Source organism: Spirulina sp. CCNP1310, from assembly GCF_034932185.1.
In the GTDB taxonomy this organism is placed as follows: Bacteria; Cyanobacteriota; Cyanobacteriia; order Cyanobacteriales; family Spirulinaceae; genus Spirulina.
Genome location: NZ_JAYGHW010000014.1, coordinates 1 through 26,707 on the forward strand (window position 1 = coordinate 1; position 26,707 = coordinate 26,707).

Annotated in this window: 21 protein-coding genes, 1 tRNA gene and 2 pseudogenes; 16 read left to right on the top strand and 8 right to left on the bottom strand. The window is 52.1% G+C overall.

The window, feature by feature from the left end; all coding sequences use genetic code 11:
* Positions 1-127: 127 nt before the first annotated feature.
* From VB712_RS20390 to VB712_RS05580, 3 genes and pseudogenes are all read left to right on the top strand, one after another.
* Positions 128-262: pseudogene (locus tag VB712_RS20390) on the top strand (addiction module protein); the annotation flags it as partial.
* Positions 259-555, top strand: a pseudogene (locus tag VB712_RS20395) (type II toxin-antitoxin system RelE/ParE family toxin). The pseudogenes VB712_RS20390 and VB712_RS20395, both read left to right, overlap by 4 nt.
* A gap of 156 nt (positions 556-711) precedes the next feature.
* Positions 712-1,341, top strand: a complete 630-nt coding sequence (locus VB712_RS05580) for a hypothetical protein (RefSeq protein ID WP_323252975.1) — start codon at positions 712-714, stop codon at positions 1,339-1,341.
* 64 nt (positions 1,342-1,405) lie between these two features.
* Here the strand turns inward: VB712_RS05580 and ruvC are convergent, their stop codons facing one another.
* Positions 1,406-1,885, bottom strand: coding sequence for a crossover junction endodeoxyribonuclease RuvC (ruvC, locus tag VB712_RS05585; RefSeq protein ID WP_323252977.1), 480 nt, complete (start codon positions 1,883-1,885; stop codon positions 1,406-1,408).
* A 120-nt stretch (positions 1,886-2,005) separates the two neighbouring features.
* On the opposite strand from ruvC, the gene VB712_RS05590 reads away from it, so the two are divergent.
* From VB712_RS05590 to VB712_RS05600, 3 genes are all read left to right on the top strand, one after another.
* The gene (locus VB712_RS05590; RefSeq protein WP_323252979.1) at positions 2,006-3,439 is read left to right on the top strand and encodes a gluconeogenesis factor YvcK family protein; all 1,434 of its coding nucleotides are present in this window, start codon (positions 2,006-2,008) and stop codon (positions 3,437-3,439) included.
* The gene (gene tsaE / locus VB712_RS05595) at positions 3,436-3,891 is read left to right on the top strand and encodes a tRNA (adenosine(37)-N6)-threonylcarbamoyltransferase complex ATPase subunit type 1 TsaE (RefSeq protein WP_323252981.1); all 456 of its coding nucleotides are present in this window, start codon (positions 3,436-3,438) and stop codon (positions 3,889-3,891) included. Before VB712_RS05590 ends, tsaE begins: the two co-directional genes overlap by 4 nt.
* A 93-nt stretch (positions 3,892-3,984) precedes the next feature.
* Positions 3,985-5,901 (top strand): ABC-F family ATP-binding cassette domain-containing protein, encoded by a 1,917-nt coding sequence (locus VB712_RS05600; protein ID WP_323252983.1) that lies wholly within the window; start codon positions 3,985-3,987, stop codon positions 5,899-5,901.
* Positions 5,902-6,157: 256 nt separating this feature from the next.
* On the opposite strand, the gene VB712_RS05605 is transcribed toward VB712_RS05600, so the two are convergent.
* A tRNA-Cys gene (locus tag VB712_RS05605) sits at positions 6,158-6,228 on the bottom strand.
* A gap of 133 nt (positions 6,229-6,361) precedes the next feature.
* On the opposite strand from VB712_RS05605, the gene hemC reads away from it, so the two are divergent.
* From hemC to VB712_RS05620, 3 genes are all read left to right on the top strand, one after another.
* Positions 6,362-7,321 carry a hydroxymethylbilane synthase gene (gene hemC / locus VB712_RS05610; RefSeq protein WP_323252985.1) on the top strand — a complete coding sequence of 320 codons (960 nt, stop codon included), beginning with the start codon at positions 6,362-6,364 and terminating at the stop codon, positions 7,319-7,321.
* 572 nt (positions 7,322-7,893) lie between these two features.
* Entirely contained in the window at positions 7,894-8,262 is a 369-nt protein-coding gene (locus VB712_RS05615; RefSeq protein ID WP_323252987.1) for a hypothetical protein, read from the top strand.
* Positions 8,263-8,349: 87 nt separating this feature from the next.
* Positions 8,350-9,891, top strand: coding sequence for an MFS transporter (locus tag VB712_RS05620; protein WP_323252989.1), 1,542 nt, complete (start codon positions 8,350-8,352; stop codon positions 9,889-9,891).
* Here VB712_RS05620 and VB712_RS05625 read toward each other — a convergent pair.
* Positions 9,888-12,275 carry an NACHT domain-containing protein gene (locus tag VB712_RS05625; RefSeq protein ID WP_323252991.1) on the bottom strand — a complete coding sequence of 796 codons (2,388 nt, stop codon included), beginning with the start codon at positions 12,273-12,275 and terminating at the stop codon, positions 9,888-9,890. The two genes, VB712_RS05620 and VB712_RS05625, sit on opposite strands and share 4 nt — an antisense overlap.
* A gap of 163 nt (positions 12,276-12,438) precedes the next feature.
* On the opposite strand from VB712_RS05625, the gene VB712_RS05630 reads away from it, so the two are divergent.
* Positions 12,439-13,920 (top strand): FAD-linked oxidase C-terminal domain-containing protein, encoded by a 1,482-nt coding sequence (locus tag VB712_RS05630; protein WP_323252993.1) that lies wholly within the window; start codon positions 12,439-12,441, stop codon positions 13,918-13,920.
* 70 nt (positions 13,921-13,990) lie between these two features.
* Here the strand turns inward: VB712_RS05630 and gcvT are convergent, their stop codons facing one another.
* A complete protein-coding gene (gene gcvT, locus VB712_RS05635; protein ID WP_416236261.1) occupies positions 13,991-15,118 on the bottom strand; it encodes a glycine cleavage system aminomethyltransferase GcvT in 1,128 nt (375 codons plus the stop codon).
* A 75-nt stretch (positions 15,119-15,193) separates the two neighbouring features.
* Positions 15,194-15,913: an ATP-dependent Zn protease gene (locus VB712_RS05640; protein WP_323252998.1), complete on the bottom strand. Its 720-nt coding sequence runs from the start codon at positions 15,911-15,913 to the stop codon at positions 15,194-15,196.
* Between the two features lie 219 nt (positions 15,914-16,132).
* On the opposite strand from VB712_RS05640, the gene VB712_RS05645 reads away from it, so the two are divergent.
* Positions 16,133-16,693 (top strand): hypothetical protein, encoded by a 561-nt coding sequence (locus VB712_RS05645; protein WP_323253001.1) that lies wholly within the window; start codon positions 16,133-16,135, stop codon positions 16,691-16,693.
* Between the two features lie 69 nt (positions 16,694-16,762).
* On the opposite strand, the gene VB712_RS05650 is transcribed toward VB712_RS05645, so the two are convergent.
* Together VB712_RS05650 and purM are read right to left on the bottom strand one after the other, a co-directional pair.
* Positions 16,763-16,966 carry a hypothetical protein gene (locus VB712_RS05650; protein ID WP_323253003.1) on the bottom strand — a complete coding sequence of 68 codons (204 nt, stop codon included), beginning with the start codon at positions 16,964-16,966 and terminating at the stop codon, positions 16,763-16,765.
* Between the two features lie 71 nt (positions 16,967-17,037).
* Complete coding sequence (gene purM, locus VB712_RS05655) at positions 17,038-18,057, bottom strand: phosphoribosylformylglycinamidine cyclo-ligase (protein ID WP_323253005.1); 1,020 nt, start codon at positions 18,055-18,057, stop codon at positions 17,038-17,040.
* Positions 18,058-18,439: 382 nt separating this feature from the next.
* On the opposite strand from purM, the gene VB712_RS05660 reads away from it, so the two are divergent.
* From VB712_RS05660 to VB712_RS05670, 3 genes are all read left to right on the top strand, one after another.
* Positions 18,440-19,450 (top strand): septal ring lytic transglycosylase RlpA family protein, encoded by a 1,011-nt coding sequence (locus tag VB712_RS05660; RefSeq protein WP_323253007.1) that lies wholly within the window; start codon positions 18,440-18,442, stop codon positions 19,448-19,450.
* Between the two features lie 563 nt (positions 19,451-20,013).
* Positions 20,014-20,886, top strand: coding sequence for a DUF928 domain-containing protein (locus VB712_RS05665; protein ID WP_323253009.1), 873 nt, complete (start codon positions 20,014-20,016; stop codon positions 20,884-20,886).
* A gap of 27 nt (positions 20,887-20,913) precedes the next feature.
* Complete coding sequence (locus VB712_RS05670) at positions 20,914-24,576, top strand: CHAT domain-containing protein (protein WP_323253011.1); 3,663 nt, start codon at positions 20,914-20,916, stop codon at positions 24,574-24,576.
* Here the strand turns inward: VB712_RS05670 and VB712_RS05675 are convergent.
* The gene (locus VB712_RS05675; protein ID WP_323253013.1) at positions 24,544-25,248 is read right to left on the bottom strand and encodes a 4'-phosphopantetheinyl transferase family protein; all 705 of its coding nucleotides are present in this window, start codon (positions 25,246-25,248) and stop codon (positions 24,544-24,546) included. The genes VB712_RS05670 and VB712_RS05675 overlap by 33 nt on opposite strands.
* Positions 25,249-25,347: 99 nt before the next feature.
* Between VB712_RS05675 and VB712_RS05680 the strand changes: the two genes are divergently transcribed.
* Together VB712_RS05680 and VB712_RS05685 are read left to right on the top strand one after the other, a co-directional pair.
* The gene (locus VB712_RS05680; protein ID WP_323253014.1) at positions 25,348-25,986 is read left to right on the top strand and encodes a DUF3386 domain-containing protein; all 639 of its coding nucleotides are present in this window, start codon (positions 25,348-25,350) and stop codon (positions 25,984-25,986) included.
* 119 nt (positions 25,987-26,105) lie between these two features.
* Positions 26,106-26,684: a Uma2 family endonuclease gene (locus VB712_RS05685; protein WP_323253016.1), complete on the top strand. Its 579-nt coding sequence runs from the start codon at positions 26,106-26,108 to the stop codon at positions 26,682-26,684.
* Positions 26,685-26,707 lie beyond the last annotated feature (23 nt).

Consider the following 26,707-nt stretch of genomic DNA (forward strand, 5'->3'; position numbering starts at 1 on the left):
TTGCTGGAGTTCAGCCTGCGTTTGGGGAGTCATGGGTCAAAGGTGGTCAACAGTGTCTAAATTATGTAGGCTTTTGAGGAGGAATTGTAATGAGTATATTTACTCATCTCCTAATTGAGATGCACCCGCCGAACAAGCCTATCCTGATTTAACAGAAGCGCAAAAAGATGAACTGGATCGTCGGATCGATGATTATGAAAACGATCCTGATAATATTCTCACTTGGGGAGAGATTAAAGCATCCGTCAAAAAGAAAACATGAAATATGTACTGGTCTTTCGTCCTGAAGTCTGTGACGATCTCAGCAATGCATACGATTGGTAAGAAAACCAAAAATCTGGTTTAGGAGATGAGTTTATTGATTGTGTAGATGACCTACTCAATCGAATTTGCATAATGCCAGAGTCCTATGCAATTGTGTACCGGGATGTTCGACGAGCAGTGATCAAACGATTTCCATACGCCATTTATTATCGTGTAGTTTCCAGTCGGATTATTGTAACCGCTATTTTCCATGGTCGGCGTGACCCCAAATCATGGCGATCGCGGCATTAATAACCACCTCTGCCTTCGTTTTGAGTTGGCTGCTGTTTTGACTCGGTTGTGGACGTTGGAAGTGAGGAATGATGAAGAGTGCGGGAAAAATCTCCAAATCCGAGGGCTTTCCGTCGGTTGCAGTATAATTTTATTGTTTCACTCTAAAGTCTCTGTATGGATATTGCTGATCTATGGCAGTCTTCTGAACCCGATGCGTGGGAGTATGCGCTTCAGCGCTACTGGCAATTTGTTCAACCACGAAACATCGAACTTGAGCGATCACTAAATGCGTTAGATCTGAATAGATTGCATGAACTCACGCCCCAGGGTTGGTACACTTTTCTTCACGATGAATACTTTCGTTGGAAATATACTGCTCCTAATCGGTATGCGACGACCACCATGCAGCTTAGGAAGTACCTCGATGGTGACAAACTCAGTGAACTGGAAAATTTACAACAACAGTTACTTAATCTGGATTGCAACGACATTCAAAAAGCAATAGTCACAGCGAAGAAAATCCGAGGCTTGGGAACGGCCGGTGCATCTGGTTTACTAGCGCTGATGTACCCTGAGCACTTTGCAACTGTTGATCAGTTCGTCGTGAAAGCACTTCGATTGGTTCCCTTTCTCCCTGAAACAAATGCTCTTGCCAAAATGAACCCAGAAAACTTAACCGTCTCCGATGGCATTCTGCTAATCGGTATTCTCACTCGAAAAGCAAACGAAAACAACCAATCTTTTGGTACTTCTGCATGGACACCGAGAAAAATCGATATGGTGCTCTGGACTTATGGGCGATAACCATAACAGTTGGGTTGAATCTGCTTGATTTTTCCACCTCTTTATGGTCTGAACCATTTCACCTCTATGGGTTGCCTGGGGCTGAAAAATGGGCGGTGAGGGCGAGGGCGATCGCATCTGCGGCATCGTCAGGTTGGGGAACCTGCTCCAGTTGCAATTCCCGCATCACTGCATCTTGAACATCGGGCTTCTTGGCGTTGCCGTAGCCGGTGAGGGACTGTTTCACTTGCGCTGGGGTGAACTCAACGATCGCACAACCCTTTTGCGCCAAAGCCAGGAGGATCACGCCCCGCGCTTGGGCCACCGCGATCGTATTGCCCATCCGGTAGAAAAACAGCTTTTCCACCGCGACTAAATCCGCCTCGCTTTGGTCTAACAACTCGTGAAGATCGTTGTAGATGGTGATGAGGCGATCGCCTAGAACCGTTTTGGCCGCCGTTTCAATAATCCCGCAATGGAGCAACTGGGGCGGCTCCCCCCGGACAAACTCCACCAAGCCAAACCCCACCCTCGCCAAGCCGGGATCAATGCCTAGAATCCGCATTCGCGCTGAATCACCGCCACTGCTGGTGTAATGGCAAACAGGAGAGATCTCGACATTTGGGCTATCATGCTGATGATTCTTGAGAGATCATTCCGAATACCCTTCATTTTGATTGCCATTATGTCTATCGGGTTACTCCAACAGGCCCTACACAATATCAACGTGGAAAAGCAACGTTGGCTCACCGTCGGCCAACGCACGCCCCAACGGGTCAACTACTGGATGAAATGGCTTGCACCAGGGTTGTTAATTAAGCGTTGGCTGCTGTTGAGCATCACCGGCATGATTTTGGCAATTTTGGGGGCCGCCATCTGGGTGGGCTTAACTCCAGTGTATCGCCTCATGGGTTTGGTCTCTGAAATTATCGAAACCCTGGCCCGGGTTTTGCCCAATTCCCTTTCTGGCCCCTTTGCCTTGGCTTTGGGGTTAGTGTTGCTGATCTGGGGCCAAAGCCGGAGCGTTGGCTCGATTACGGAAGTGCTTCATCCTGGGGATGGGGAAGAACTGATCGATCGCCTCTTGGCCCATCGTCGCCTCAACCGGGGGCCGAAAATTGTCGCCATTGGGGGGGGGACGGGGTTATCGACGATTTTGCGCGGTTTGAAGGAATATAGCGCCAATATTACGGCGATTGTGACGGTGGCGGATGATGGTGGCTCTTCGGGGCGGTTGCGGCGGGAAATGGGGACGTTGCCACCAGGGGATATTCGTAACTGTGTGGCGGCTCTGGCGACGGAGGAGGAACTCCTCACCCAGTTGTTTCAATACCGGTTTAATACCGGCGATGGCTTGTCGGGCCATAGCTTTGGCAATTTATTTTTAACGGCGATGACCGATATTACGGGGGATCCTGAAAAGGCGATCGCCGCCAGTTCCAAAGTCCTCGCCGTCCGGGGTCGTGTTCTCCCGGCGACGTTGAGCGATGTCTGCCTTTGGGCGGAAATGACTGATGGCCGACGCATTGAGGGGGAATCGCAAATTCCCCACGCTGAGGGGCGGATCGCCCGCGTCGGTTGTACCCCCGCCAATCCCCCCGCCTTACCCGCTGCGATTAAGGCCATTGAGGAGGCAGATTTTATCATCCTTGGCCCCGGCAGCTTATACACCAGCGTGATCCCCAACCTCCTCGTTCCGGAAATTCGCGATGCCATTGCCCGGACGAAAGTCCCCCGGATCTATGCCTGTAACATCATGACCCAACCGGGGGAAACCGATAACTACACCGTTGCCGACCATATCCGCGCCATTGACCGCGCCTGTGGAAAAAAACTCTTTGATGCGGTGGTGGTGAACCGTCGCTATCCCTCCGCCCATACACTGATTCAGTACGCTCAGGATAATTCCCATCCCGTGTTTTGCGATCGCGAAGCCATCACCCAACTGGGCCGCCGGATCATTGCCGCCAATATCCTCGATGAAGACCCCAAAACCGGCTATGTGCGCCATGATCATCAACGGTTGGCGCGGGTGTTATTGCGCTGGTATGGCAAGAGCAATGGCTTCCAAAACCGCATTGATGAGGTGTTAAACGAGTGGGCTGAGTTGCAACAATGACCCAGGAAATTGTGCTACCGGATGCAGCGGCAACCTTTGCCCTGGGGGAAAAATGGGGGCGATCGCTCCCCCCCTGCACCCTCCTACTCAGAGGGGATCTCGGTGCGGGAAAAACGACACTGATCCAGGGTTTAGGCCAAGGATTGGGCATTGCTGACCCCATCCTTAGCCCCACATTCACGTTGATTAACGAATACCACAGCGGCCGCCTCCCCCTCTATCACCTTGACCTCTACCGCCTTGAACCCGATGCTGTGGGGGGCCTCTACCCCGAACTCTATTGGGAGGGGGAAGAGGTGGAGCCGGGGATCATAGCCATTGAATGGGCGGAACGTCTCCCCTATCGCCCCCCTGCCTATGGGGAAATCCACCTCACCCCCCAAGGGGAAGGGCGCGAAATTCGCGTAAATTGGGTAGGCATGGCTGATCCTTCTCTTAACCCCCCTTGTTAAGGGGGGCAGGGGGGATCCCACCGTTTCCCTCTTTTCACCCCCCTTGTTAAGGGGGGCAGGGGGGATCCCACCATTTCCTTCATCCCGTTTTTCATGAGTATCCTCACCCTTCAAAACGTTCAAAAAGATTTTGGTATTAAAGAAATTCTCCGCTCCGCCAGTTGCACGATCGAAGCCGGGGAAAAAGTTGGCTTGATTGGCGTGAATGGTTCGGGTAAATCGACGTTTTTAAAAATGATTGCCGGGTTAGAGCCGTTGGATGGGGGCGATCGCCTCCTCAAATCCGGAGCCAGCGTCGTTTATCTTCCCCAACAGCCGGATATTGACCCCGATCGCACCGTCCTCGATCAAGTTTTTGCCGATAGCAATAATGCGATGGATCTAGTGCGGGAATACGAACGCCTATCCCACCGCATGGCCCAGGCCCAAGGGCAGGATCTTGATCAACTCATGAGCCAATTGGCGGCGATTACGGAACAGATGGATGGTGTGGGGGCTTGGGAATTGGAAACCAACGCCAAGATTATCCTAACGCGGTTAGGGATTGATGATTTTGAGGCGCGAGTGGGGGATCTCTCCGGCGGTTATCGCAAACGCATCGCCCTGGCCACAGCGCTGCTTTCCGATCCCGATCTTTTGCTCATGGATGAACCCACCAACCATTTGGATGCGGAATCGGTGGAATGGTTACAGGATTATCTCAAGCAGTTTCGCGGCGCATTATTACTGATTACCCATGATCGTTACTTTTTGGATCGCGTCACCACGCGCATTTTAGAAATTGATCGCGGCGACCTTTACAACTACAACGGCAACTACGCCTATTATTTGGAGAAAAAGGCAGACGCGGAAGCCTCTGCCGCTAGTAGTGAGCGTAAACACGCGGGGGTTCTACGGCGAGAATTGGCTTGGTTACGCCAAGGCCCCAAAGCCCGCAGTACGAAGCAACAGGCCCGCATTGATCGCATTGACACAATGCGGGAAAAAACCTTTAAAACGGCCCAAGAAAAAGTCAGTATTGATACCCCAGGGCGGCGCATTGGGAAGAAGGTGATTGAATTGGTGGGGGTGAGTAAAGCCTATGGCGATCGCCCCCTCATTGCTGATTTTAGTTATGAATTTGGGCCGAGCGATCGCATTGGCATTATTGGCGGCAATGGGGCGGGAAAATCGACGCTGATGAATATAATTACGGGGCGAATTGAACCAGATCAGGGTCGGGTGGAAATTGGCAGCACGATCCATTTTGGCTATTTTGATCAACATTCCGAGGATCTCCTGGCTGCCAGAGATCAAAATCAGCGGGTGATTGATTACATTAAAGCGCGGGCGGAATTGGTGAAAACTGCCGATGGCAGTATCATCACCGCTTCCCAAATGTTGGAACGGTTTCTCTTTCCCCCTAGTCAACAATATGCCCCCATTCATAAACTATCGGGGGGCGAAAAACGGCGGTTATATTTATTGGAAATCCTCATGGGTGCGCCCAATGTTTTGATTTTGGATGAACCCACCAATGATCTCGATGTGCAAACCTTGGCAGTGTTGGAGGATTATTTAGAGAATTTTAACGGTTGTGTTCTCTGCGTATCCCATGATCGCTATTTCCTAGATCGTACCGTTGAGTTTATTTTTGCCCTCGAACCGGGGGGGAAGTTGCGCCAATATCCAGGCAATTACTCCGTTTATTTGGATGATAAAAAGGCAGAATTAGCCACCGCGAAAGCGGCAAAAATCGAAACCGCCAAATTCACCGCCCCCCCACCAGTGGCTAAAGCTGCTCCCCCCGCCCGCCGCCTTTCCAATTACCAACGCCGTGAACTGGCGGAACTGGAAACCAAAATCCCCGTCCTCGAAGCCCAAAAAGCGGCCCTAGAGCGCACCATCTACCAAAACCCCCCGGCAGACTATACAAAGCTCCAAACCCTCACCGATCAACTAGCCCAATTAAATGCCACCATTGATGAAGTCACGGAACGCTGGCTCGCTTTGGCGGAGTTGGCGGAATAAACTCCTGAGCAGTGTGGGGGCGAAGTGGGGAGGAAAAATTGCTCGCCCCTACGGGTTCAAGGGGGTTCCCTGGGGATCAAGATGAATCATTGATAGTTCTAAGGAACTTGTCTAAATTTGATCTATTTTTGCTCTAAATTGCCCCTGATCGTAGAGGCTTCGTTGATACAGATGGGTATTTATACTTAAAATACTAAAAACCGCCAAACCTAGGTATAGAGCCGGTTTGAGCGGTTTTGAGCTTGTTCAATTAAAGAGGCGGCACCCGGATTCGAACCGGGGGTAAAGATTTTGCAGACCTCTGCCTTACCACTTGGCTATGCCGCCGATGTCGCATTGCTGATTATAGCATAGGAAAAGGGGGCGATCGCCTTTTTTCCCAGAAATCTATTCCAAGGGGGGGCATCCCTGCGATACTCTAGATTGAATCACGCTATTGATGACCCTAAATTAACCCCCTATGACCGTTGCAACTCCCCCCCGTACCGTGCGCCTCGCCTCCCGGAAAAGTCAATTAGCCCTTGTGCAAACCTACTGGGTTAAAGCCCAACTGGAAAGCCATTTCCCCGATATTACGTTTGAAGTGGAGACAATGAGCACCCAGGGGGACAAAATCCTTGATGTGGCCCTGTCGAAAATTGGCGATAAAGGGCTGTTCACCAAAGAGCTAGAGGTGGGTCTGATCAACAAGACGGCGGATTTTGCGGTTCACTCCCTGAAAGATTTGCCCACGAATCTCCCCGAAGGCTTGATGCTCGGTTGCGTCACCCAACGGGTCGATCCTGCCGATGCCCTCGTGGTTCACGCCAAACATCAGGCCCACCAACTGGAAACCCTCCCCGCCGGTACGGTGGTGGGGACTTCCTCCCTGCGCCGTTTGGCCCAACTGCGCTACCACTATCCCCATCTCGAATTTAAAGACATTCGCGGCAACCTCAATACTCGCCTCGCCAAGTTGGATGCGGGGGAATACGATGCGATTATTCTCGCGGTGGCGGGTTTAGAGCGGTTGGAGATGAGCGATCGCATTCACCAAATTATCCCCGCTGAAATTTCCCTTCATGCGGTGGGCCAAGGGGCTTTGGGGATTGAATGCCGTGAAGGGGATCAGGATATCCTCGATCTGCTCAAAGTTTTAGAGCATACTCCCACGAAACAATGCACCTTTGCAGAACGGGCGCTGTTGCGATCGCTCGAAGGGGGCTGCCAAGTTCCCATCGGTGTGAACAGTCACATTGAAGGGGAAACCTTAACTTTGGTGGGCATGGTGGCCAGTTTAGATGGTCAACAGTTGATTAAAGACAGCTTGAGCGGCCCGGCAGATCAAGCGGAAACCCTCGGCCAGACCTTGGCGGCAACGCTGAAGGCGAAGGGAGCCGGCGATATTTTAGCGGCGATTTTTGCCGAAATTCAGCGTTAGGGAGGATCCTCCCCTGCTCAACAAGGGGGGTTTTGGCATTTAACCCCCTTTTTAAGGGGGTGGGCATAGCCGGGGGGATCCCCAACCGGGCAACACAGCGAGATCCCCTAGCCCCTTGGGGGCAACAATTGAGGGCATTTGTAAATTAATGTTGCAACTTCCGCAATAAATCTGTTACATTTATTTACATAACCAAGTGAGTGCCGCAGCGTTTCTCTACACCGATTCGTCAATCTCTGTACAGCATCTCTCCACTCTCCTCCCAATACAGCAAGCTCAATCTAGCAAGTCACCGAGAATGACTTGCTTTTTTCTTGACCACCATTGATCAGGTTTTGCAATTCGACCCATCATCAATTTCGATAGACGGGGGATGAAGATAGATGTAGTTTTATACCAAGGGGGCCCGTAAGATGTTAAAAAACCGTTAAAATCCTACCTAGGTCTTGGGGCTGTGTTGATTAACCCAGCTTCACCTCCTCTGAACTGGCGTTTATGCCCGCTTTGCCAGTCCACTGCCGTTTTTTGATTCCTTTAACCACACCGCATTTCAATACTGAGGGAAAAGCACCGTGACCGCTGAAAACGCAACCGCCCAAAAACAAACCATCGCACCCAAAGAAGCCCCCAAACCTAAACTCCCTGAAACTAAAACGGAGCAAGGTAGCATTCAAGTTTATCAATCCGGTGGGATGCCCCTCCCCCAAGGCCGCCCCATTGAAATCAGCCATCTGAATATTGTCGGTACTTACAATTCCATGGGGATTCGCCCCGTGACCAGCGGTACGTTTGAGATCAGCAGCAGCATGGTCGTTTCGGGGAATCGCCCCATCGCAAAAAGTAGCTTGGTGATCAGTAAAGATATTGTGTTGATGGGGAATCGTCCCGTTGCTTCCAACGAAATCGAAGATATTAAGACATTAATCGGCTATCTCGATTAAACCGCTATTCCTAAGGTTGAGCCTCACTTGGGCGATCGCCTTCCTGGTAACAAGGGAAAGCGATCGCCTTTTTGCGCCCCTATCGCTATGAATCGTTCCGTTTGGGTTCTAGCCGCCGGTCGTCTCCTCTCCCAAATCGGGACAGGATTTACCCTCTTTTATGCGGCTATTTTTTTCGTTAACGAGGTGGGGCTAACGGCGACTGCTGTCGGCTTTGCCCTGGGCAGCCAATCCCTTTCGGGGATTGTCGGCCGGTTCTTGGGCGGCATGGGCGCGGATTCGCCCCGATGGGGTCGGCGGGGGATTTTACTGCTCTCTGCCCTGATCTCAGCCCTTGCCGATGTCGCCTTTGCCTTGGCCCATAACCTCCCCACCCTCGTCCTGGGCAATCTCCTCATGGGTTTAGGGGTGGGCCTCTATTGGCCCGCCGCTGAAGCAGCGGTGGCGGATCTCGCCAATCCCGTGCAGCGCAATGAAGCCTTTGCCCTCACCCGCCTTGCGGATCTCTTGGGGTTGGGGATTGGGACAGTGGTGGCGGGGCAATGGATCGCTTGGGGGGGAAACTATCGCAACCTGTTTGTGGGGGATGGTATTTCCTTCCTGCTGTTCATGGTGTTGATTTATTGGACAATCCCCGAAACGCGATCGCCCCAAACTCCCTCCACGAATTTTGCTCAGGGGTGGCTCCATGCCTTTGGCGATCGCACCTTCATGATCTACTGCGCCGTCAATATCCTCTTCACCACCTATATTTCCCAAATCCAAAGCGCCTTACCCCTCTATTTCACCAACTTTCTGCGTTCCGGGGGCTTTAACCCCGCTGAACTGAGTGGCTTGATGACATTCCATTTAGCCCTAGCCGTCCTCCTGCAATTACCCATTGCCCGCTGGCTCAAGGGTTTTAGCCGTTGGCACGTCCTGATGTTCTCCCTATTGCTCTGGGGTGGGGGGTTTGTGGCGGTGTGGCGTACTGGGGTGGTGGCAACGGGGGCGATGATCCCGGCCTTGATAGCCCTCAGCCTCTTCGCCCTGGGAACCGTCACCTACACCCCCGCCGCCTCCGCCCTCGTGGTGGATTTAGCCCCCGAATCCCTAAGGGGCATTTACTTTTCCCTTAACTCTCAATGCTGGGCTGTGGGGTATTTAATTGGCCCGGCGGTGGGGGGTTGGGCAATGGATCAAGAACCGGGGATCGTGGATCAATATTGGTGGCTGCTCGCCCTTGGCAGTTTGGGGGGCTTTGGGGTGCTGTGGCTCTTGTGGAGTGCTGTGCAGCGACAACAGCGGCAAATTAAGGCGTTGGTGATGGCGGCGGCCCAAGCTTGTATGGCCCAGGATGCCGCTGCCTTTGCAGCTTTGTTTACTTCAGGGGGAGAAGTGGTACTCAAAGGGCAGAAAATTCAGGGGCGGGAGGCGATCGCCCAAGTCACCGCCGCCTACTTTGCCACCTGCGGGGAAATTGCGATCGCCCTTGAGGAAATCACGCTCCAGCATAACCGCGCCGAAATCCGCTGGCATTGGCATAGTGACAAAGGCGATGGGTACACCGTCACGAATCGCCACAACCACATCATCCTCGACATTGAGAACGGCAAAATCCACCGTTGGCAGGAAGATCCCCCCGCCTAATGATGACGGCTGCGAATATCGGAAATTGGCAGTAGGAGGGTTTCTTCCAGTTCTTGGATCGTTTGGGGGGCCACTCGGGGATTGTTATAGAGACATTCCACCAATAATTTATTGGCGTTGTAATATTGCCGCAGCAACGCCTGCTGCTCTCGGTTAAATTGCCAATCATAGCCCACATTGCGATGCTCAATAATCACTAACCGCAGATTGCGAATCCAGATCTGACTATTGGCCTGCCACCATTTTTGATATTCCACACCGCCGCGATCGCCTTTCGGTAACTGATTTTGAAACTTGTGGAGGGCCAGCTTCAACTCCGGCTCAATGGTGAGCTTCCGGTCTTCAGCAAAGGTCATAAACAGGCTTAAATCATGGGCAAACGTCACCAACAGACAATTCAAAATTAAATCCAGGACAAATTCCGGGTCTAACTCTTCAATCACATTGTGGCTAAAGGCATAGTCCAACTCCCGATCTAAATGACAGGCCAAAGACCAATCATGGAGCGAAGATTTTAAAGCCCGATTCACTGCATGGGAAAAATCGATGGGGCGGGAAATGCGGGGATCAAAAATGCGATCAATGGCTTGGGAAAAATAGAAGGCGCGAACCGCAGCAATTTTATAGGGAACTTTGACGAGGATCGCTTTTTGATTGACCCAAGAGAGGAAAATTTGAATTTTCTTATCCCTTGCGACAATTTGGTCAATTTTATGTTTAATGTGTAACAGGAAATCATCAAGGCGATAAACCCGTTGGGTGAGATAGGAAAAAAGCTCATACCAATTTTTATTGGTAATCGTCCCCAGGGATTTTTTCAGAAAATTCGGGTCAAAATTACGCAGGAGATAATAGCCCACTAAATATTCCTGAATGCGCGGACTGGCAAAGGAATATAAATCAGGGCTACGTTGAAAAATAATGCCATGCTGCATTTCAATATCACTGAGGAGCCGTTCCGCATAGTCCGCCATTGTGGTTTGACCAATGGTAAAACTAGGGAGAGTTTTAAGATAAAGATTAATATAGGATTTTAATTTTTTAAATTGAATAAACAGTTCTTTTTTTTCAAAGGTCAAAATCGCCAAATAACTAAGCAGACGATAGCGCTCTGCTAAATCAAGCTCAAGATAGATCGTGGGTTGATGATGGGGGGATGGGGGATGGGCGACTTCAAGAATGCGGGTTAACCCCAATTCATAAAATTCAAACTGAGTGGCAGGGAGGCGGCCCAGGTATTGAAAAATCCAGCAAAGAATTTGTAAAAGTTGGGGTTTTTGGGCGAGGAGAAAAAATTTATGATTTTCCTCAAGGGCGAGTTCGGTCATGAAGGCTTGGGTGATTTCATGGGTGGCGGTGGTATCGAGTTCCGCTTTAAACCAAGCCTGGACAAAGGCATTAATTTGACTGAGGTTGAGGTCGGCAATTTCCACATGGCGAAATGTGGGGAGTGTGTAGTCGGTGAACTGGGTACGGCAAGCGATGACAAAGCGATTGCTGTTATAGCGTTGGGTGAAGGTGCGCAGTTGAAATTGGACATTTTTGCGCCCTGTATCGGGAATGCTCTCAAGGCCATCGATGAGAATTAGCAGATGACCATAGCTGAGAATTTCCTGCACCTCTTTAAGATGATTGAAATTCAAGGTTTCTTGAATAATTAATTCTAAAACATTGGCATCTTCAAGGAGTTCTGTGCTAAAAACTTTGAGATCGAGAAAGATGGGAATATATTCACCATATTGATTTTGACAGCAGGCGATCGCCAGATATTTTAAAAATGTTGTTTTCCCCGCTGCTGGTTGCCCCAGGACGATCAAACGCGGGTACTTTTTCGCGGCTTCTAAGGCATTGAGGCGTTCATTGCGATCGCCCAACCCAAACCGCTCAAAATCCTCCCGGGGATCAAACTGTTTCAAATACGCATTGATATTAACGGAAATATCCCGCGCTAACTTTTCGACAATATAAAGATCAAACTCCAGATCCATAATCGGCAAGGTCTGAAGGTTGAGCAGTTCAATCTGCTCATGGTGACGTTGCAGGGTTTCCTCTACTTGGACTTTGAGCTTTTGCCAGCGAAGGTTAAAGGAGGAAGCCACGGCCGGTAAAGCATGAGATTCGCCGTTGCTTTCTTCAGGAATGTGTTTAATATGGAGGTCAGAAAGATCAGCAATATCTTGCCAGTTAAGTTCGAGAATTCTACAGATTTTATGAAATAAACTCTGGTCAATGGGTTGGCCGGTAAAAAACTGCTGCATCGTGGCCCGCGAAACATGGAGTTGCCGCAGTTGCGTGATTTTGCTGGCGGAACTGAGACAAGCGGATTTCGCCTGTTCAATGCCGGTGCTAGATGCCTTTAATGCCTGTTGTGTCGGTTCCGCCATGCTTGCCGATCGAGATGACTACCCCACTGAATGTGAGACACCCTAAAAATTTCCCTGGTTGCTCATAAATTGTACAGGGTTCATCGGGAGGGTGAGGGAATCTGAACCGTAAGAAAGCCGGGTACAATGGGGCAATCTCAATCTTTTGCTCCCAAGATACACCATGAGTGCGATCGCCCCTTCCTCCCCCGTGGCTATTCCTGCTGCTATTCGCCGTGAATTTGAGCAGGCCCTCGGGCCCAACCAAGTGATTCGCCGCAAGGAAGAGTTACTGACCTATGAGTGTGACGGTCTGGCGGCCTACCGTCAACGTCCTGCTTTGGTGGTGTTACCCCGCAGTACAGCCCAAGTGGCGGCGGCGGTGCAAATTTGCGATCGCCACAATCTCCCTTGGGTGGCCCGAGGGGCAGGGACGGGGCTATCGGGGGGAGCGTTGCCTTTAGCCGATGGCGTGCTGATTGTTTTAGCCCAAATGAATCAGATCCTCAAAATTGATTATGCCAACCAACGGGTTACAGTCCAGCCCGGCGTGATTAATAGTAATGTGACCCAAGCGGTGAGCAATCAAGGATTTTACTATGCCCCCGACCCATCGAGCCAAATTATTTGCTCCATTGGGGGGAATGTGGCGGAAAATTCCGGCGGGGTGCATTGTTTGAAATATGGGGTGACGACGAACCATGTCCTAGGGCTGACGGTGGTTACGCCCGATGGCTCGATTGTGGAGTTGGGGGGGATGGCGGCGGAGATGCCCGGTTATGACCTGATGGGCGTGTTTGTGGGGTCGGAGGGAACGTTAGGGGTGGCGACGGAAATCACGCTGCGGATTTTGCCCACACCGGAGGCGATCGCCGTCCTGTTAGCGGATTTTGACAGTATTGAGGCGGCGGGGGGGGCAGTGACGGCGATTATTGGGGCGGGGATTATTCCCGCTGGCCTGGAAATGATGGATAACCTCAGTATTAATGCGGTGGAGGATGTGGTGGCGTTGGGCTGTTATCCCCGTGATGCGGGGGCAATTTTGTTGGTGGAGTTGGATGGGTTAGCGGTGGAGGTGAAGGCAAATTTGGAACGGGTGGGGGCATTATGCCAGGAACAGGGGGCGCGATCGCTCACCACCGCCACCGACCCCGCTCAACGGCTCAAGCTTTGGAAGGGGCGCAAGGCCACCTTTGCCGCAGCGGGCCAAATGAGTCCCAATTATTTTGTGCAAGATGGCGTGGTTCCCCGTACCCAGTTGGCGCGGGTGTTGCGGGAAATTGAGGCCTTAAGCGAGCGATCAGGCTATCGCATTGCTAATGTATTCCATGCCGGGGATGGCAATTTACACCCCCTGATTCTCTACGATCAAGCCATACCGGGAGCTTTTGCCGAAGTCGAGGAAGTGGGGGCGGAAATTCTCCGGCTCTGTGTGGAGGCGGGGGGGAGTTTATCGGGGGAGCATGGCATTGGAGCCGATAAAAATTGCTATATGCCCCAGATGTTCACCCCCGCAGATCTGGAAACGATGGCGAAGGTTCGCGATGCTTTCAACCCCAAAGGGCTGGCCAATCCCGGCAAACTCTTTCCCACCCCTCAACAGTGCGGAGCGCGGGCCAATGCGTTGCAGAATGTGACCCCGATCCCCGGTGCGGAATTGTTTTAACCTCAAATCCGTTGAGTGGGGGCGAAAAATTTTTCGCCCCTACGCCGCTCAATCCTACAACCGGATGCCATTATCGGGGCCGGTGGGGGGAGCGGTAAAAGGGCTTTTTCACCACCGTTGCCGGATAGGTCTTGCCGCGAATCTCCACCTCTAAGCTTTGGCCGATTTTCCCCCAATGGGGCGGCACATAGGCAAGGGCGATCGCCTCCCCTAACGTCGGGGAAAGCGTCCCACTGGTGACATGGCCCACCACCGCCCCATCCGCCCAAACCGGGTAATCATGGCGGGCAATATGGCGGCCCCCCATCCGTAACCCCACCAATTTTCGCGCCACACCCTCAGCCTTTTGAGCCACCAACACATCTCGCCCGATAAATTCAGGATGGCCCTCTAAATGCACCAACCAGTTTAAACCGGCTTCAATGGGTGTAATCGTATCGTTTAAATCTTGACCATAGAGGGCAAGGGCCGCCTCCAAGCGCAGCGTATCCCGCGCCCCTAGGCCGCAGGGGGTGACACCGACCGCCGTCAGTTGCGCCCAAAGGGTGCGGCCCGTGGCAATATCCACCATGATTTCAAAACCATCTTCTCCGGTGTAGCCGGTGCGGGCCACAAAGGCAATGCCCCCAGCAATGTGGGTTTGGCAATGGCCGAACAAGGGAAGATTGCTCAAATCCTGATCCACGAAGGGCTGAAGCGTGGCGATCGCCCCCGGCCCCTGGAGAGCGATCAGGATATGATCTTTGGAAATATCCGCTAGGGTGACGGGGGTATCTTCTAAATGGGCTAAAAGCCAAGCTTTATCGCGCGATCGCGTCGCCGCATTAACAATCATCACGCCGGTTTCTTCCCCGGTTTCCGTCTGGCCTTGGTAATAAACAATGATGTCGTCAATAATGCCGCCATGACGATTGAGCAGGACGGTGTATTGGGCGCGGCCCGGTTCAAGGCGCATTAAATCCGAAGGAACCAGTTTGCGTAAATGCTGACGGGCATCGCGGCCATGCCAATAAAACTTGCCCATGTGGGAGATGTCAAACATCCCCACGGCGGTGCGAACGGCTTCATGCTCTGCCTTTAAGCCACTGAATTGTACCGGCATTTCCCAACCGGCAAAGGGGGTAAGGCGAGGATTTTGGGTTGTGATCAGGTCAAAAAGAGGCGTTCGTGCCAAGGGGGAGGAAGATGCTGAGACCACCGCTGCTCCTGAATAAGTTGTTGAAGATTGCCCTAGGGCCCAATCTTATTGCCATTTTATCGATGTTTTGCGATTTCAGGAGCGGTTGAGCGGCCCTAGGGCATCGCTGGGGCTTAAACCGGCAGCGGTCAGAGATTGTACACAGTCAGCCACAGAGGAGCGCGATCGCATCCCCGCCACTAACGCTTCATAGGCGGCTTGGTGGTTTTGGATCAGCATCTTGGCTTGCAATTCCGCCCATTGCTGTTTAGCGGCAACCTGTTGCTGGGGTTGACCCAATGCGGTGAGGGCTTGGCTCACCTGTTGGCGATCGTCATTGCCCCCTTCCACGCTGCCATACTGTAGCCGTTCGGCGGCAATGCCGGCCATGGCAATAATACAGAAGCGATCGAGCCATTGTTTTTGGAGAACCGGCCCGGGGCGATCGCCCGGCCCATCCGTCGCTGTCCATTCCACCCCCCCAAACCCCGGTTTGCCCTGCCGCCAAGCTTCCCAAGCGGAAAGGGTATAGCCGGTAATCGGGAGACCATAGGCATAGGCTACGAGGAAATGACCCGCTTCGTGATAGAGGACGCGATCGCGGTGTTGGGGGGAAAGCCGCGCCACCGCATCTACGAGTAAATTCCCCCCCCGCCCCTGCCAGGCGAGGGTATCAGCGGCGAAGAGAACCATAAAACTGAGGGTTGCCCCAGCGGGAACAGCGGCAGGGAGTTGGATCAGTGGCCCAAGGAGGACGGACATCACCATCAGAAAAACACCAATGGCAATCAAATTGAGGGTGGTTTGTTGGAGCATGATGGCAGGAGACGGATGAAGATTTAGCCACCTTAGCCTAACAAACCCGCTGGCCTCCCTTGCCAAGGGCAAGGGATCCACCCCATACTGAATCCGTTCTGAGAATTAATTTTGAAAAAACTTTTGAAGGCTGCGGAACGGTGCGATCCCGTTGTGTAGATCCCCCCAACAAGAACAATTCGACATCCTCAAATTTGGATGACCACGGGAGAAGAACCCATGCATACCCCTCAACCTGATCATGCTCACACCGCCCGCCAAGCTCAAACTGAGGGCGAACTGCTAGACCAATTACTGACCACGGAAGACCGCTATCCTTGGAATCCTGCCATGGCAGATGATTATTTTGTTGCTGTGGAGGCGGAGGTGGAGGGATTCGACTGGCCCGCTGGGGAATGGGAAAGCCGCGCCGCGCAGTTTTTTAATCAGCTAGAGGCTTGTTGGGCCCCTCAGGGGGTTGAGGAGGCCCTACGCCGTCAATTTGCCGCAACGATCCCAGCGGCTTGGCTCCAGGAAATTGCCCGCCAAGCCCAAAAATTAGCCGCCAGCAGTCTTTCCCCTTTAGAGCAGTTGGTGGAATGTGTAAGCCCGCTGCTGACGGATTGGAGTTTGGAGGATTTAAACCTGTTTGCCCGGCCTTTGGCCTATGCGATGCGCAGTGGTACAGCGGCAACACCGAACCCAGTGGATTGGGAAGCATTGACCCCTGTAGAGCAGGCCCGCTATACGTTACAGGTGGCCCAGTATGCCCTGGCTGCGGCCCAAGGGCAGGATGCTTGACGATTTGCTGATGAATTGAAGAAGGGGGGCGATCGCCTTGAGGGGAGGCGATCGCTCTTTTCTGATGGTTTAGCCCCGGAGGGCTTTTTGGAAGTTTTTCCGATAGGATTTGTTGACAATTAAGAGGGCGGGCCAGAGAAGTGTGAGGGAAATCCGTTGTAGGAAACTCGGTTGAAAGTTGGTGCGGTTATAGCCCTGCCAAAATTTCCACAGGCCTCCGATGTAGGTGACGATCAGAATGCCGATTACGACCGCTTGTATAAATCCGATCATTGTTGGTTACTCTCAAACAGGCTCATGATTGCTTCCATTCTATCCCGTGATTCCATGGGTTAAGAGCGCGATTAACCCCAAACCAATTCCCCCGTACCGATGATCACCTCTCCCATCACCCACCCCGCTAACCCCTGGGTTTGGAAGTAGGCTAAGGCTTTATCCACAGTGGCGGGTGGCACAATCACCACAAACCCCACCCCCATATTGAAGGTGTCAAACATCGCGGTTTCGGTGACATCCCCTTGGCGGGCTAACCATTGAAAGATGGGGGGGATCGTCCAGGTTTGGCGATCGACGCGGATTGATTGGCCACGATTTAAGCAACGGGGGAGATTTTCCGGCAGGCCGCCGCCGGTAATGTGGGCCATGCCGTGGATTTTAAGACCGGCTTTGAGGGCGGCCCGGATGGGGGCCACATAGATCCGGGTGGGGGTGAGGAAAATTTCCCCCAAGGTTCCCCCCAATTCGGCAATGGCATCTGACCAGTTGTAGCCTTGGGTGGCGATGATTTTGCGCACGAGGGAAAAGCCATTGCTATGTACCCCTTGGCTGGGGAGGGCAATGGCGATATCACCGATGTCTACTTGAGAACCGTTGAGGCGATCGCCTTTTTCCACCACCCCCACACAAAACCCCGCTAAATCATATTCCCCTGCTCCGTAAAACCCTGGCATTTCCGCCGTTTCCCCCCCCAACAACGCACAGCCGCTTTCCCGGCAACCCGCCGCAATCCCCGCCACCACCTGGGCCAATTGGTTCGGCTCTAGCTTCCCGGTGGCAATGTAATCGAGGAAAAATAACGGTTCGGCCCCTGTGGTCAAAATATCATTGACACACATCGCCACCAAATCAATCCCCACGGTGTGATGTTGATTGACGCTGTGGGCAATACGCAACTTCGTCCCCACCCCATCGGTTCCGGAGACTAACACCGGCTCTCGATAGCCCGTGGGCAGTTGAAAACAACCGGCAAAACCGCCGAGATTGCCCAACACCTCCGGGCGTTGGGTACTTTGCACATCATCGCGAATTTGCTCCACAAAGGAACGCCCCGCTACCACATCAACGCCAGCCTCTTTGTAATCCATAAATACTTCAAAATCAGGGGAATGCTCTGGTTATTTTAGGGGTTGGGGCTAAAAAAAAGGACTTTTGGAGAGCAGTAGGGGCTGCCAGAATCACAAAAAATCACCAAAAATCACAATGATTAGAATTTTAAATCTTTAGGGATCACTGCTGATCCCCTGAACCGGGAAAATTTGATGGGGTAAGGGGTTGCCCCCCTCAGCGACAATTCTCAAATTGGCCCATGATGACGCTTCAGCAGTCCAGATCTGCGTTAACCCCCTTGCCTTCACAAAAATTCATGGTAGGCTGTGGCAGTTCGATAACGTTGTGGCTTCTCGCTCGTTTTGAACCGGGTCGCCCTTTGTCTGGCCTGATTGTGCAATGACCTAATGCTGAACGCCTATGAATAAGCAATTGATGAGTAGCGTCACCGCTACTGTCCTAACCACCTTGTTAGGCACTGCGGGGATCGCCTCCGCTCAAACCCTTGAGTCGGCCAACAGTGTAGAAACAGCGAATGCTGATGCGCTTGAAACCTTGGCTGCTTCTGATCTTCAAGAAACCGTCAGCAATGACGCTGTGGAAACAGCTTCATCGCCGCGACAGCCTCAAGTGGCGATCGCCCCCTCATTGACAACGCTTTTCCCCCATACCGTAGGGACATCTAACGCCGCAACCCTCTACGTCCGGAATATTCCTGTACTTACGTTTATCGCCGAGTCGTCCACCAACGCTGCATCTTTGGACACCGGCTTCATTACCCCTGAGCAAGTGCTTTCTGGCGAAATTGCCACCACCCCAGACCACCCCTTAGCACGGGCGGCAGCAGTGGCACAAAAAATCAACGCCCTACCCCCAGAAACGGCGGCAGAACTAACGTTAAAGTGGAACCATGAGGCGAGAGCCTATTGGGTGATGCGTGGGGAAGAGGCGATCGCCCCCATTGATGCCCAGCACATCCTCCCCGACAGCACCAGAAACTGGGATCAGGATGCTCTGCAAGTCACCAATCGTCTGCGTCGTCTTGTGGGGGGCGCTGGCCCCTTAGCCATGGCCAACATTATCGGCCGTCCTCAATCCCAATTCCGCAACACTCCTGCCCCTGCCCAGTCCGTCGGTCAATTCCTCCAGCAGGGGATTGCCTCTTGGTATGGCCCGGGGTTCCATGGCCGCCGCAGTGCTAGCGGTGAACGGTTCAACCAAAATGCAATGACTGCTGCCCATCGTACCCTGCCCTTTGGGACACAGGTGCGTGTCACCAACTTGCGGACTGGCGCTTCCGTCGTTGTGCGCATTAATGACCGAGGGCCTTTCACCCGAGGCCGGGTGATTGATCTCTCCCGCGCCGCAGCGGGGGCGATCGGCATGATTGGTAGTGGCGTTGCCCCTGTGAAAGTGGAAGTCCTGCAATAATTCAGCCCATCTTCCTCAATATGCCGCCAAACCTCCCTGTTTCAGGGGGGTTTTTTGTTGTTTGTTGGCGTAGCCATGCCCCAGTTTTTAATCCACAGGATTCTAACCCCTTCCCTGCCTCACAACAGCCAATGGAGAACCCGCTCAAAAATGCGTAAAAATGCTGTAATTTTTGCAAGATTTCCGGGTTGAAATCTTGACAGTTCTGAGGTTAGAGTGGAAGGGGACTCTAAATCTTGTTGGGGCTGTTTATTCTATCGCGTTTTGCACGTAATTCTACGGAGTTCGGAATTGTGCTTTAGGATTGAAGTAGGAAAATATTGCGCCGTGATCATCCTGACGATGACCAAGAGTCGGTGAAGAGGGGAACAACCTCATCCTCGCCCGTCTGAATAATCTAGCTCTTGGTAAAGCGATGGATTTAAAGCCGGCATTTGATCCTTGATGCAAATCTTTATCAGGAGCTTTCATTTCAACCCATGTTATCTCATCGTTTTTCTCATTCTTGGCCAACTTGGGCAACTCTCTCCTGTGTCCTGATCAGCACTAGCCTTTTTGGGCCCGTGGAGACCAGTTCTGCTCAAACCTTTAATCCCCCCAACCGGGGTGCGCCCAGTAGTGCCACCGATGGCGGCACCAGGGGCGGGGCGTTTGTGGCCCCTCAACGGGGGGCCCCCAGCAGTGCCACCGATGGCGGCACAAGGGGGAATTTTGAGGCTCCCCGACGGGGTGCGCCCAACAGTGCCACCGATGGCGGCACAAGGGATGGTTTTACTCCCCCCCGTCGCGGCGCACCGGAAACTGCCAATGATGGCGGCTCCCGTCTGCCGGAGAGTTTGTCTCAACTCCAGTTACTTGTCCCCCAAAACGGGCTATCGCTGACGTTATCTGAACGTCCAGGTTTCTATGCCTATGTTCCGGTTTCCGATGCGAAGGCGATTAAGTTCTCCCTCTATCGTCATGATTTAGCGACGGGGCAAGATACGGAATTGGTCTATGAGTTTGAGCAGGCGGCTCCTAGCGAAAGCGGGATTATGAGCTTTGCTCTACCCCAGGACTATGGCTTGAGTGAGGGGCAACTGTATCACTGGTATGTCAGTTTGGTCTTTGATGCCCAAGATCCGGCTGCCAATATTGCGATGGATGCTTGGATGCAACGTTTAGATCCACAGGATCCCATTGCGCAACGGGTTCAGGGTATTGATCCGGTGACAAACCCCGCAGCCTATGCGGCGGCAGGTCTGTGGTATGAACCACTCCAGCAGTATGCTCAGACACGATTCGTCAGTCAAACCAATGCCCTTCGTGATCAAGGGAAAGCAGAGCATTGGTATCATCTGGTGGGGACTCAATGTGCTACATCAACGGAGCCTTGGTTTACGCTGCTAAATTCTGTGGAGTTGTGCGAGATTGCTCCCGCACCTTTTGTGAATTAGCTGTTAACCAGGTCACTGGAGGGGGGTATGGTGCGATCGCATTTTCATCAACTCGATCAAGGGGCGATCATCGCGCGATCGCGACTTGCCCCTCATGATCCCCCTCAAACCCGATGGTGGCGATCGAGTCTCACCGCCTGCACGGTGTTGATTGGTCTAGGGGGGTTTGTTCTGCCTGCCTACGGCCAATCGATTATTCCCGCCACCGATGGCACGGGAACCACTGTCGTGCAAACGGGGAATCATTACCAAATTGAAGGGGGAACCGCTGCGGGAAGCAACCTATTCCACAGTTTCCAGCAGTTTGGCCTCACTGCCGCTGAGGTGGCGGCTTTCCTCGCTGATCCCACCACCCAAAATATTTTTGCCCGCGTCATCGGCGGCGATCCCTCCCAAATCAATGGCCTCCTCACGGTTTTGGGGGGTAGTCCCAATTTTTATCTGATGAATCCGGCGGGGATTGTGTTTGGGGCCAATGCGCGGCTGGATGTGCCGGGGAGTTTTGTTGCTACCACCGCCACGGCTTTGGAGTTTGCTAACGGGACGCTATTCGCCTACGAAAATAATCAATATCAGGATTTGGTGGGAAATCCCCTCGGTTTTCATTTCAGCCCTACCGATAGCGGTGCAATCATCAACAGTGGGGATTTGACGGTTAACCCTGGGCAACAATTGGGCTTAATCGGCTCCACCGTGCTAAATACTGGGACATTAACCGCGCCCGGAGGTACGGTGCAGGTGATGGCTGTGCCAGATTCCCAATATGTGCGGATTAGTCAGCCGGGGATGTTGCTGAGTTTAGAAGTGGATACCCAAGATTTAGGGGCATCGGCACAAATTACGGCGTTGGATTTACCGGCATTGCTCACGGGTAGCCCGAATGTAACGGGGGCGAGGGTAGAAAATAGCTCGATTGATCTGGATAATTCTGATCTGGCTATTCCCAGTACCCCTGGATTGATGGTGTTGGCGGGGGGGATTGATGTTCAGGATGGGACGGGGAATCGGGGACGGATTGGGGTGGATGGCGATCGCCTCGCCCTGGTCAACAGTACCCTCGACGCTTCCGGGGCAACGGGGGGCGGTGATATCCAGATTGGCAAAGTTGCTCAAAAAGTCCTCATTGATGGCAACAGTCGCATCCTTGCCAACACCACCGGCCCCGAAGGAGATGGAGGCAATATCTTAATTTGGTCGAATGAATCCACGGTGGCGGCGGGTACGTTTGAGGCGCGGGGCGGTGCAGCGGGGGGCGATGGTGGCTTTATTGAAGTTTCCGGCAAAGTCAACCTCGCCTACAATGGCAACGCCGATCTTTCTGCTCCCCAAGGCCAAGGTGGAACTTTATTGCTTGATCCGACCAATATTTTTATCGGTGCAGCGAATACCCATGATGCTCAACTCCCGAATATTTTTCAAGCCACTGATCCAGGGGTAGATTATTTTATTAGTACCACCGCGTTAAATGCCCTCACTGGCAATGTTGTGCTGGAAGCAACAGATTTTATTGTCATTCAAGATGCCTTGAATTTATTGAGTAGCAATATCACATTTAGAGCCGATACCATTGTCGCCAATGCTTCGATTACAGGTCAAATCATTACCTTTGATGCGTTAAGTGCTGTTTCTATTCAGGATCAAGTCATTGCAACAGATTTAACCCTCAAAGGCCGTAGCCTTTTTGTTAATAATGCTGGCATTCAAACGAATAATCTCTCCATCATTGCCAATGGTTCAACTATTACTGCACCCGTCACGGGATCAGGAACCTTAACCATAGATCCTTTCTCTACGAATCGAAGTATAATTTTGGGCGGTAATATTGATACGCCAGCCTGGGATTTATCAGCTTCAGAATTAACGCAAATCAGCGGATTTACTACAACGGTTATCGGTAAACTGGGTAATACCGGCACATTATCCTTTACCGATAATATGATCACGCAGACTTTCCTCAAAAATACGAATCTGACCGTGAATGGCATGGCTAGTATTCAAGGCTTTAATCAAAATGCCACTTGGACATTAACGGGAACCCAACAGGGGCGGATGGATAACGGTAATATTGCCTTTAATTTTAACAATGTGGGCCGATTAACGGGGGGGAGTGGTCGGGATACCTTTGTCTTTAATCCGGGCGTGAATTTTGGCGGCGTTCTCGATGGTGGAACGGGTTTAGGGACGTTGGATTACAGCAATTACCAGGGGCCGGCTCAGGTTAATTTAGGCAATAATCAAGCAACAGGTACGACAGGCGTGTTCAATATCGATGGCTTTATTGCTGCTCCCAATCAGGGGAATGTTGTTTCGCCTGCCCAGCAAATTCCGCAAGTGGTGAAGGATGCCACCACGGTTACACCGCCACCGGCATTAAACCAACTCCATAGCAATCCGATGGCGAATCCCAGTAGTAACAATCGCAATGAGAAAAGTGATTTAGCGGTGGGCGATCGCTCCACGGTGCAACAACTCCTAGATGGCCAGGATTTAGAAGGGGCGATCGCCTCCCTTGATCAATTTTTTGCCGGGGAATTGCTCAATTATTTAGGCAAAGGTGATCCGGGGAATGCCTTAAGTTTTGGGGAAATGCAAGATATTCTCAAAACCCGCAGTGCAGAAACGGGTTTAGAATCCGCCTTGATTTATATCTTCCTCCGGCCAGAACATATCGATCTGATTCTTATTCCTCCCACCGCGAAACCGATTCATTACGTTGTGCCGGTGGCGAAAACCGAGGTGTTAGCAATGGTGCAACGACTGCGCCAGGAAATTGGCGATCCGGTGCGGCGGATGACGGTCAGTTATTTACCGCCGGCCCAGCAATTGTATCAATGGTTAATTGCACCGATGCAAGCAGATTTAGATCGTTTTGGTTTGGAGGCGCTCCTGTTTAGCGTTGATGCTGGATTGCATACGTTACCCATGGCGGCGCTCCACAGTGGCGAGGGGTTTTTAATGGAAAACTACAACCTCAGTATGGTTCCCAGTTTATCCCTCACTCAAACCCAACGCACCAACCTCAATCAAGCTTCGATGTTTGCAATGGGGGTTTCGGATTTTGTGATGCAGCCAGATTTACCTGCTGTGCCGACGGAGTTGAAGGCGATCGCCGCCACCCAAACCAAAACCCAAACCTTCCTTAATCAGGAGGTCACTTGGTCAAATTGGCAAGCTCAACAGAGCAATGGCGTAGATATTGTCCACCTCGCCACCCACGCCGAATTTCGCCCCGGTGCGCCGGATCAGTCCTACATTCAACTTTGGGATCAACAAATTTCCATGGCAGATTTACAGTCCATCCCTTGGCGGGAGCAGGGGGTGAATCTGTTGGTGTTGAGTGCTTGTCGGACGGCCTTTGGCAGTCCGGATGCGGAATTTGGCTTTGCGGGGATTGCGGTGAGTACCGGAGTATCGTCAGCGTTGGCGAGTATTTGGCCCGCCAATGATGTGGCGACGTTGGCGTTAATGAAGGGATTTTATCAACATCTCACGACGGCTCCGACAAAGGCGGAAGCCCTGCGCCGCGCCCAATTGGATTTGTTAAATCAGGACATTACCCTGGATGGGGGGCAATTGGTGGGCAGTGAGATGGCGTTAGATTTACCGCCAGCGTTACAGAAGTTGGGCGATCGCCCCTTCAACCATCCCTACTATTGGTCAGGCTTTGCCCTCATCGGCAGTCCCTGGTAATCCTGACCAGGTGTGAATTTCGTGAATTGCGACTTTTTCGGGCTGCCCTCCTACGACTAAGGCCCCAGCCATCCCCGGTAGGGCTAAATCGGTGATCCACCAAGGGATCTGAGCCTGGCCTGGGTCATCAATGGCGAGAATTTGCGGGGGGCGATCCAGATTCAGTTCAACGGTTTGAAGTCCCTGAAGGCCCTCCCCGGTGGCTTTGAGAAAGGCTTCTTTCCTTGTCCAAATTGTGAAAAAGGCAGCGGTGGGGTCGGGCTGTTGGGCGAGGGCGGCGGCTTCGCTGGGGCGGAAGAAACGCCGGGCGAGGGCGAGGACATCCTCCATGGGGCGCAGGGTTTCGATATCAATGCCGAGGGGCCAATGGTGAGCGAAGGCGATCGCCACCCAATCCCCCGTGTGGGAAATGTTGAATTGGAGGGGATGATCGGGGAGGAAGGGTTTGCCTTGGGGGGTGGTGAGAATCACCCCTAGGGGATGGCCGGTGTAGTGGTGGAGCAATTGGCGGAGGCTGCTGCGGGCGAGATAAAAGCGGTGGCGATCGCCCTCCTGTCGATACCGTTGTCCCCGTTCCCATTCCGCCGGGGTGAGGTGGGGCCAGGGGCCAGGGGGTTGGGTGGCGGTGTGGATCAGCCAGACATGGACATGGCAGGGGGGCAAACTAGGCATAGAGCAAAAAAAAAGCGATCGCCGGGCTGCAAACACCCAACAGGCTTGCAATAGTGTATACTAATTGACAATCATTAGACTTTCACACTCGGAGTATTTATGACAGTTACCCAAGTTTCTGCCCGCAACCTGTTTCGCGCTGCCTATGAAAATCGCTACACCTGGGATGCAGATTTCCCCGGTTATACCGCTGATATCACCTATGAGCATGAGGGTCAGGTGATCCAGGGCCGGGTGAAGTTGGGGCCGGATATGAAGGCGGAGGTCTTGGATGTGGCCGATGATGCGGCCCAGAAGGCGATCCATGGTCAATTGTGGGAAACGGGGATTCATCGGGTGCGCCGGGATTTTGAGGCGGTGCATGGGGAGAATACGTTTACCTATGGGGAGACGCTGGCAACGGGGGCGGTGGAAATCATTATTGGCGGTAAGGGGGAAGGCGATCGCTACGAACTCCACAATAATGTGGTTTCGATGGTGCATCGTCACATCCACGGGGTTGTGGTGACGATCTACACCCACGGTATTCATGAAACGCCGGAGGGTTATCTCTCCCACCGTTATGATTCTGTTTATCATGACCCGAAAACAGGGGAACAGAAGGGGGAAAAGAGTGATTTTGAAGATTCCTATGTTCAGGTGGGCAATTATCAAATTCTGAGTGAGCGGATTGTTGACAATCCAGAAAGTGGCCGGCGCGATCGCTATGCCTTCTCCAATATTCAACTGTTGGGTTAGGTTCTGATTTGCAATCTGCTTAATCCGTAGGGGCGAAAGGGTTTTCGCCCCTACGCTCATTAATGGGATATTTGACCCAAAATTGTTATACCTGTATTAAATTAACACCCCAATAAACTATGGCTGTCGTCACTCAGCAATCCTCAATTACGGTTGAAGACTATCTCAAACAAGAAGAAAAAGCTATTGATAAAAGCGAATGGATTCAAGGAGAAATTATTAAAATGGCGGGTGCTTCGGCTAATCATAATCGGTTAGCGTTAAATTTGAGTCGTTTACTTCCCTTGCAAGGGGGAGAGCAAAATTATGAAATTTTTGTTAGTGATATGAGGTTATGGATTGGGGAAGCTCAGAGCTATGTTTACCCGGATGTGATGGTAATTGCAGGAGAACCTGAATTTACCGATGCTCAACAAATGGCTGTAACCAATCCTTGTTTCATTGCAGAAGTGTTATCCCCTTCTACTGCGGGATTTGATCAGAGTCAAAAATTTACACTCTATCGTTCGATTCCCCAGTTACGAGAGTATTTATTAATTGAACAAAAATCCTATCGAGTCGAACTCTGTAAAAAAGTGGGTGAGCGTCAATGGTTATTGACTGAATTTATGGGCAAGGATGCCATTGTGGAACTGGAAACGGTGAACCTTCAGATTCATCTCTCAGACCTTTACAAACGGGTTAAATTTGATGAATAAACTGGGGAGATTTGGAGGATTTC